Origin of the sequence: Shewanella surugensis, assembly GCF_023284005.1 — a bacterium.
Classification (GTDB): Bacteria; Pseudomonadota; Gammaproteobacteria; order Enterobacterales; family Shewanellaceae; genus Shewanella; species Shewanella surugensis.
Genome location: NZ_JAKIKS010000184.1, coordinates 1 through 7201 on the forward strand (window position 1 = coordinate 1; position 7201 = coordinate 7201).

Genomic DNA, 7201 nt, shown 5'->3' on the forward strand with positions numbered 1-7201 from the left:
CATCGGGATCAATTAAAACTCGGAATGTAGATAGTGCCTTGGGCACGGACTTAAGCCCTTTTAGGGCGTCACCCAAATAAGCCTCCGGCTTTGCCGGAGGTAAGTTAACTAACTTATGGTTTTACATCTATGATGTTACGTATTAAGGAATAATAATGACTAAATTATCAGCAATGAAATGTGAAGCTTGTCAAGTGGGTGCTCCTCAAGTCACTGATGACGAATTGGCGAGTTTAGTGAGCATGATCCCTGATTGGGCGGTTGTTGTCCGTGATGGTGTAATGCAATTAGAACGCGTTTTTAAGTTTAAAAACTTTAAGTTAGCGATGGTATTTACTAATCAGTTAGCTGAACTGGCAGAAACAGATTTTCATCATCCCGGTATATTAACGGAATGGGGTAAAGTGACTGTCACTTGGTGGTCTCATTCTGTCAACGGCTTGCATAAAAACGATTTTATTATGGCAGCAAAAACCGATGAGTTACTGCTAAATTAATAGATGTTTCGTTTGAAATCGAAATGACGCTTTTAAGCGTCATTTCTGTTGTTTATTTGATCACCCTTGTAAACAAGACTTGCCACACCCCTCATAACCTTTTACCGTATACGAAATATATCCAATGTTATCTCAGATTGTGGTTTAAGTCTTTAAGCCATTAAAGCGTCAACATTTTTATTTATTGATCATTATATCAATGTTGTTAAATAGCTATCTTATTGAGTTGATGAAGAAAAGGGAAGGGTAAATTATGCGTTTGGAAGTCAGCTGTTTAGATCGTGTCGGTTTAGCAAAAGATATTTTGACTATCATGGAAGGTTATAGCATTAACTTATTTGCCATCGATGCAAGTAACCAAGGCTTTCTTTATTTACAGTTTGCTGAAGTGAATTTCGATACATTAAGTGAATTACTCCCTCTGATCCGGAAAGTTGAAGGCGTGAATGATGTACGTACCGTGTCTTTTATGCCATCAGAGCAAGAGCACTATGCGCTAAAAACCTTATTAAAAACGTTACCTGATTCTGTTTTTTCCCTTGATGCAAAAGGAAAAATTTGCATTGTAAATGAATCTGCTTTGTTAACGTTGGGAATGTCTGAGCAAGAAGTATTGGATGAGCCCCTTAATCATTGGATTCAAGGGGTTAATTTTAGTCGTTGGTTAAGTGATACTCTCGTTTTACCTCAAGCAACCCGGGTGACAATTGGAGAAAATGAATACCTTGCTGAGATGTTGCCTATTTATTTACCTGATGGACCTGAATCATCTATTTTAGCGGGTGCGGTAGTGTCATTAAAGTCTCCTGCACGTTTGGGCAAGCAATTTAACGCATTGCAAAATCAGTCATCGGGTTTTGAAACGGTACTGGCGAGTAGCGATAAAATGAAAGCCGTGTTGACTCAAGCAAGACGTATGGCTCAGCTTGATGCGCCTTTACTCGTTACAGGAGAAACAGGGACAGGTAAAGAGTTAATGGCGCGTGCTTGTCATGATGCGAGTATGCGACGAGATAGCCCCTTTATTGCGATTAATTGTGCTGCGATGCCAGATAGCGCTGCAGAAGAGGAATTGTTTGGTTATGTGAGTAAAGGTTCGGTTGTTAAAAAAGGCCTTTTTGAGGAAGGGAACGGTGGCAGCGTTTTTCTTGATGAAATAGCCGAAATGTCAACGTCTGCTCAAGTGAAATTGTTACGTTTTTTACAGGATGGATGCTTTAGGCGAGTTGGCGGGGATGAGGAAATTAGAGTGGATGTTAGAATTATCTGTTCTACCCAAAAAAATCTTGCTGAATTATGTCAAAGCGGTGAATTTAGAGAAGATCTTTATTATCGGATTCATGTTTTGAGTTTCCATATACCGTCGTTAAGGGAGCGTAAAGTTGATGTGTTACCGTTAACTGAAATGTTTTTGGAGCATTACAGCCAACAATTATCGATCCCCATTAGGCGTATTTCAGCCGCGTGTCGTGAGCATTTGCTTGAATATGCTTGGCCGGGCAATGTGCGGCAATTGAAAAATGCGATTTTTAGAGCTGTCTCTATGTGGGATGGTCATGCCGAATTGAGCATAGAGCAATTAAAATTACCGTCTTATGCTGAGGGTTTTGGCTATTTTGATGAAGAATTTGAGGGTTGTTTAGACGAAGCAATGAAACAGTTTGAAGCTAACTTGTTGAGACGATTATATCCAGCCTACCCAAGCACAAGACAATTGGCTAGAAAGCTCGGCGTTTCGCATACCGCCATTGCCAATAAACTTAGAGAGTATAAAATCAGTAAACCTAAACCCGCTTAATTTATGGTTTTTCGATATTGATTTCAGGTTACCGTGTCAGTGGTGATCTTTTTGTAATGAATAATTTACACATCCTTTCCTTTTTCAAGCCATAAATTATTATCTATATAATTTTATCTCGAAGGGGATAAAGGTAGGCTCTTGCCATTGAAATGATAAAGGTGTGTTGTTTTAGGGGCAAGCAGAGGTTGATAGGCATCATGGTTTTTTAGCCGTTATTGCTAAGAATAAAAAGAGTGTTTTCGTCGATAGTTAAGAATAGTCTTATATTTTTTGACAAAGAAATGAGGGTCATATGAAATTAGCAAGTTATGATAATGGAACGCGTGATGGTCAGTTAATGTTAGTCAGTCGCGATTTATCTAAAGCGGTAGCCGTACCAGCGATAGCGCATACTATGCAGCAATTATTGGATGCATGGGCGCTTCTTAACCCTCAATTACAAGAACTGTATGATGCATTGAATGAAGGGTTAATTGACAATAGTGTTGATTTTGATGAAGCCAAATGTCATTCGCCCTTACCTAGAGCGTATCAATGGGCTGATGGCAGTGCTTATGTTAATCATGTGGAATTGGTTCGTAAGGCGCGTGGTGCACAGATGCCAGATACGTTCTGGCACGATCCCTTAGTGTATCAGGGAGGATCGGATTGCTTTATTGCACCTAAAGCAGATATTCCGTTAGCGAATGAAGATTGGGGCATCGATTTTGAGTCTGAAATTGCGGTGATCACCGATGATGTTCCAATGGGAGTCGCAGCATCGGATGCCCAAAAACATATCAAATTATTGATGTTGGTTAATGATGTCTCTTTACGTAATCTCATTCCAGGTGAGTTAGCAAAAGGTTTTGGGTTTTATCAAGCAAAGCCATCTAGCAGTTTTTCGCCTGTCGCAATCACGCCAGATGAGCTGGGTGCTCAATGGAAAGAAAGTAAAGTTCACCTCCCTTTAGTAACCCATTTTAATGGGACTTTATTTGGTAAGCCAAATGCGGGCGTGGATATGACCTTTAATTTTAGTCAGTTAGTTTCTCATGTCGCAAAAACGCGTCCTTTAGGGGCGGGTGCCATTATTGGTTCAGGTACGATTTCTAATTACGATCGCAGTGCAGGTTCTAGCTGTCTTGCAGAAACAAGAATGTTAGAAATGATTGCCGATGGTAAAGCGAGCACAAGCTTTATGCAGTTTGGTGATGAGGTTCGAATTGAGATGTTTGATGAGCAGGGACAAAGTATTTTTGGTGCTATCGATCAAAAAGTGGTCCAGTATCAAGGTTAATATTGATCGTTTTTTAGCGTCTTTTAAAGGACGCTTTTTGAAAGGATGCTTTGAAAGGACGGTATAATGAATAAGCTTTATGGCTATTGGCGTTCAAGTGCTGCGTATCGTGTACGTATTGCCTTAAATTTAAAAAAGATAACGGCGCAGCAATTATCTGTTCATTTAGTGAAAGAGGGCGGTGAGCAGCATAAAGCGACTTATTTAGCACTTAATCCACAAGGGTTAGTACCAAGCTTTGTGATTGAAGCTCAGACCAATGTCGATGACAATGTGGTGTTAACGCAATCAATCGCGATTTTAGAATATTTAGATGAAGTTTATCCACAAGTCGCGTTGTTGCCCGTATCGAGTATCGATCGTGCCAAGGTAAGGGCAATGGCGATGTCTATTGCGTGTGATATTCACCCCATTAATAATCTTAGGGTGTTGCAATATTTGACCCAGCATTTGGGCTTAGATGATGAAGGGAAAAAAAACTGGTATCAGCATTGGATTAAACAAGGTTTTAGTGCATTAGAAGAGCAACTTGAAAATGGAGTGGGTCAATATTGCTTTGGCAATGATGTCACCCTAGCAGATTTATGTTTGATCCCTCAAGTTTATAATGCAGAGCGTTTTAATGTTGATTTAAGCCTTTATCCCAATATTGAAAGAGTGAATCGTGCTTGTCTTAAGTTAGATGCATTTATCGATGCCGCACCTGAAAATCAACCGGATGCCTCTTAAATTATCGGGGTTGGATTCGAGTTGAAGCATGATTATTTCTTTTTGCTGAGGTTAACGATTTTCCATTAAAAAATTGACGAACGCCCTATCAGCTTGGCTGATTGGGCGTTGTTTTTTCCAGGCGATATGTAAGTCTAGAAACATGGGGGGATTAAAAGGTTTCGCTAAAATAGTCTCTTCATTTTCAATGACCATCTTAAGCACGCTCGAGATCGCGAATTCTTGAGATATCACTTGTTTGATTAAATTAATCAGATTGGTTTCAAAAGCGATGTTCGCTTCGACATTGAGTTGCTTAGCCTGTTTTAAAATCCATTCTCGATGAAAATATCCCGGCTGAAACATGACTAACTCATGGTTAAAGAACTGTTTTAGTGTGATTTCTTTTTGCTTAGCTAAAGGATGGTTTTGACCCACTGCAACGACCATTTGTTCTTGTAATAACAAATGGCTATCAAATTCATCGGTAAGATCATCTGAGGTGACAATCGCGATATCGACTTCTTCTTTTTGCAGCATAGCGAGCGCATGGCGAGTACCGCCCTCAAATAATGATAATTTAAGACTGGGGTGTTGATGCCTGAAAGCCATTAATCGAGAGGGCAAGTAATAAGAGCCTAGCATTCCAGAGACAGCGACTCTGACTTCCCCACGGGTTAAATTTGCCATGGATTTAATATGAGCTTCGGCTTGCTGCACTTGTTTCAAAATAAGTGTGGCGTGTTTATGTAACGCATTGCCTTCAGCCGTCAGCGTTATAGGCTTATTTCGACCTTGATAATGCCTATCGATTAATGTCACCCCTAACGATAGTTCTAATCGTTTAATACTTTGACTTAATGCGGGTTGTGCAATATGCAGCTGGGCTGCAGCTTTAGTAAAACTGCCTTCATTAACCAAGGTTGTTAAATGATTAAGTTGTTTTATATCCATAACAAAAATCTATAGGTTAGGCATGTTTTATTTATTATAGTTATACTAATACCATTGATAAACTATGTCTATTACTCGACTGGTTTATTAGGTGTATTTGCCATGAGTGTTGTTAATCAAGTGAACAGTGAAAAACGATTGATTGCTGGTATTTCAATCGCTTCCATTGTGATTTATATCAATTTATATCTTGTACAAGGCATGTTGCCATTAATTGCTGATCACTTTACTGTTTCGATGAGTCAGGCGACGTTACTCTTGTCCGTGACGAGTTTTACGTTGGCATTATCGTTATTGTTTTTTGCGATATTGTCTGATCGTATTGGACGAAAGATGCCTGCTTTAGTGAGTTTATATCTTATTGCATTCATTGATCTATTGATGATGTTTACCCATGATTTTTCATTATTGCTTATTTTGAGAATGCTTCAAGGTGTTTTATTAGCCGCTTTACCCGCTGTGGCAATGGCTTACTTTAAAGATGAATTAGGCCAAGATGCATTATTAAAAGCAGGCGCCATCTATATTACAGTCAATAGCTTAGGAGGGATATTTGGGCGGTTACTCGGCGGTACTATGTCTGAATATTTATCTTGGACGCAGTCAATGCAATTGCTCTTTGTTTTGACGCTTATTGGTTGCTTTTTATCGAGTTACTATTTGCCAAAATGCCGCTTCGTCAAACCTGTTCATGAGAAACCTAAAGGATTTGTGAATAAAACAGATATTAAAGGCTTTAGTATCCACCTCAAAGATTTGAAAATGCGGTTAGTTTTCTTGATTGGAGGAACTGCATTTATGGTAATGGTCAATCAATTTAGCTATATTCAACTGCATTTAATGGCGGCGCCTTTTTCATGGGGACGTTTTGAGGTGACGTTTATTTTTCTTTGTTATCTTAGCGGGACCTTTGCCTCTTATCGTTCAGGAAAGTGGATCCAAAATTTTGGTTTATCACGTGTTTTGTTATTTTGTATAGGATTAATGCTGCTCGGGGTGTTAGTGACGTTAATGGATAGTATTACGCTTATTTTCTTTGGTTTTTTAATCAGTGCATTTGGTTTTTTCTTATTACACAGTAGTTGTAATACTTGGGTGGCGATGCGGGCAAGTGAGCATCGCTCTAAGGCAACGGCTTTATATTTATGCACTTATTATATTGGTGCGGCAATAGGTGGTCCTTATTTATTGCCATTTTGGCAGCACTGGGGATGGAATGGCGTTGTGCTTGGCGTCGTATTAGGGCTCTTTATAACGTTACTTTTGGTCGCAAAATATATTTCTGTGCCAGAAGGAACGGGTCATGAACTGTCAGTTGTTTGAGTCTGTTATTTAACACGACTGTGTTGCGTTTTTTCGGCGGGTAAAAGTTCTAATTTTCCCTGCTCATTAAAATACCAGCCTGTGATAAGCCCTTGCTGTCTCATTTGTAATAGTTCATGCATCATTTGTTTTGCTTCTATGAATGCTTTTTTTTCATCACATTGATTTTTAAGTTTTAAATAAGCAGCAATGCTATCGATTGATGTAGATTGATTAATATCTGTTGTCATAGTAATGTCTTAATGATATCCCATACTAAAGTGTAGTAACCTAAAGTATAGCTGATCACTTTTGTCGCGAGTTTAATTAAATATTGAAGAGAGAAGTTTAAAGAGTAGGAAGGTGGGGATAGCTCAATATAAGACGTTATATTTGGTGGTCGATACTGGGCTCGAACCAGTGACCCCCTCCTTGTAAGGGAGGTGCTCTCCCAGCTGAGCTAATCGACCTGGGACTTTCTTAACAACGTATTTATTGTAACGCTACTGTACTGTATCTATTTTCATTATCGTGAGATAAATAAAAATATGGTGGTCGATACTGGGCTCGAACCAGTGACCCCCTCCTTGTAAGGGAGGTGCTCTCCCAGCTGAGCTAATCGACCTGGGACTTTCTTAACAACGTATTTATTGTAACGCT

The 7201-nt window shown here is 39.3% G+C and carries 7 protein-coding genes and 2 tRNA genes; 5 read left to right on the forward strand and 4 right to left on the reverse strand.

Going from position 1 to position 7201, the window contains the following annotated elements; translation table 11 throughout:
• Positions 1-155: 155 nt before the first annotated feature.
• The 4 genes from L2764_RS24930 to maiA all read left to right on the forward strand — a co-directional run bounded on the left by L2764_RS24930 (position 156) and on the right by maiA (position 4306).
• Positions 156-497, forward strand: coding sequence for a 4a-hydroxytetrahydrobiopterin dehydratase (locus L2764_RS24930; protein WP_248943066.1), 342 nt, complete (start codon positions 156-158; stop codon positions 495-497).
• A gap of 253 nt (positions 498-750) precedes the next feature.
• Positions 751-2295, forward strand: a complete 1545-nt coding sequence (gene tyrR, locus L2764_RS24935) for a transcriptional regulator TyrR (RefSeq protein WP_248943067.1) — start codon at positions 751-753, stop codon at positions 2293-2295.
• Between the two features lie 295 nt (positions 2296-2590).
• Complete coding sequence (locus tag L2764_RS24940; protein ID WP_248943068.1) at positions 2591-3577, forward strand: fumarylacetoacetate hydrolase family protein; 987 nt, start codon at positions 2591-2593, stop codon at positions 3575-3577.
• A gap of 66 nt (positions 3578-3643) precedes the next feature.
• Positions 3644-4306, forward strand: coding sequence for a maleylacetoacetate isomerase (gene maiA / locus L2764_RS24945; protein WP_248943069.1), 663 nt, complete (start codon positions 3644-3646; stop codon positions 4304-4306).
• 51 nt (positions 4307-4357) lie between these two features.
• Here maiA and L2764_RS24950 read toward each other — a convergent pair whose 3' ends face one another.
• Positions 4358-5239: a LysR family transcriptional regulator gene (locus L2764_RS24950; protein WP_248943070.1), complete on the reverse strand. Its 882-nt coding sequence runs from the start codon at positions 5237-5239 to the stop codon at positions 4358-4360.
• Between the two features lie 102 nt (positions 5240-5341).
• On the opposite strand from L2764_RS24950, the gene L2764_RS24955 reads away from it, so the two are divergent.
• Positions 5342-6562 (forward strand): MFS transporter, encoded by a 1221-nt coding sequence (locus L2764_RS24955; RefSeq protein WP_248943071.1) that lies wholly within the window; start codon positions 5342-5344, stop codon positions 6560-6562.
• Between the two features lie 5 nt (positions 6563-6567).
• On the opposite strand, the gene L2764_RS24960 is transcribed toward L2764_RS24955, so the two are convergent.
• The 3 genes from L2764_RS24960 to L2764_RS24970 all read right to left on the reverse strand — a co-directional run bounded on the left by L2764_RS24960 (position 6568) and on the right by L2764_RS24970 (position 7166).
• Entirely contained in the window at positions 6568-6792 is a 225-nt protein-coding gene (locus tag L2764_RS24960; protein ID WP_248943072.1) for a hypothetical protein, read from the reverse strand.
• A gap of 143 nt (positions 6793-6935) precedes the next feature.
• Positions 6936-7011 (reverse strand) — tRNA-Val (locus tag L2764_RS24965).
• Positions 7012-7090: 79 nt separating this feature from the next.
• Positions 7091-7166: transfer RNA gene (locus tag L2764_RS24970), tRNA-Val, on the reverse strand.
• Positions 7167-7201: the final 35 nt, after the last annotated feature.

What these genes read in the sequence shown, in the direction of transcription:
- L2764_RS24930 (WP_248943066.1), top strand. Translation starts at nt 156, where the DNA reads ATGACTAAATTATCAGCAATGAAATGTGAAGCTTGTCAAGTGGGTGCT.
- tyrR (WP_248943067.1), top strand. Translation starts at nt 751, where the DNA reads ATGCGTTTGGAAGTCAGCTGTTTAGATCGTGTCGGTTTAGCAAAAGAT.
- L2764_RS24940 (WP_248943068.1), top strand. Translation starts at nt 2,591, where the DNA reads ATGAAATTAGCAAGTTATGATAATGGAACGCGTGATGGTCAGTTAATG.
- maiA (WP_248943069.1), top strand. Translation starts at nt 3,644, where the DNA reads ATGAATAAGCTTTATGGCTATTGGCGTTCAAGTGCTGCGTATCGTGTA.
- L2764_RS24950 (WP_248943070.1), bottom strand. Translation starts at nt 5,239, where the DNA reads ATGGATATAAAACAACTTAATCATTTAACAACCTTGGTTAATGAAGGC.
- L2764_RS24955 (WP_248943071.1), top strand. Translation starts at nt 5,342, where the DNA reads ATGAGTGTTGTTAATCAAGTGAACAGTGAAAAACGATTGATTGCTGGT.
- L2764_RS24960 (WP_248943072.1), bottom strand. Translation starts at nt 6,792, where the DNA reads ATGACAACAGATATTAATCAATCTACATCAATCGATAGCATTGCTGCT.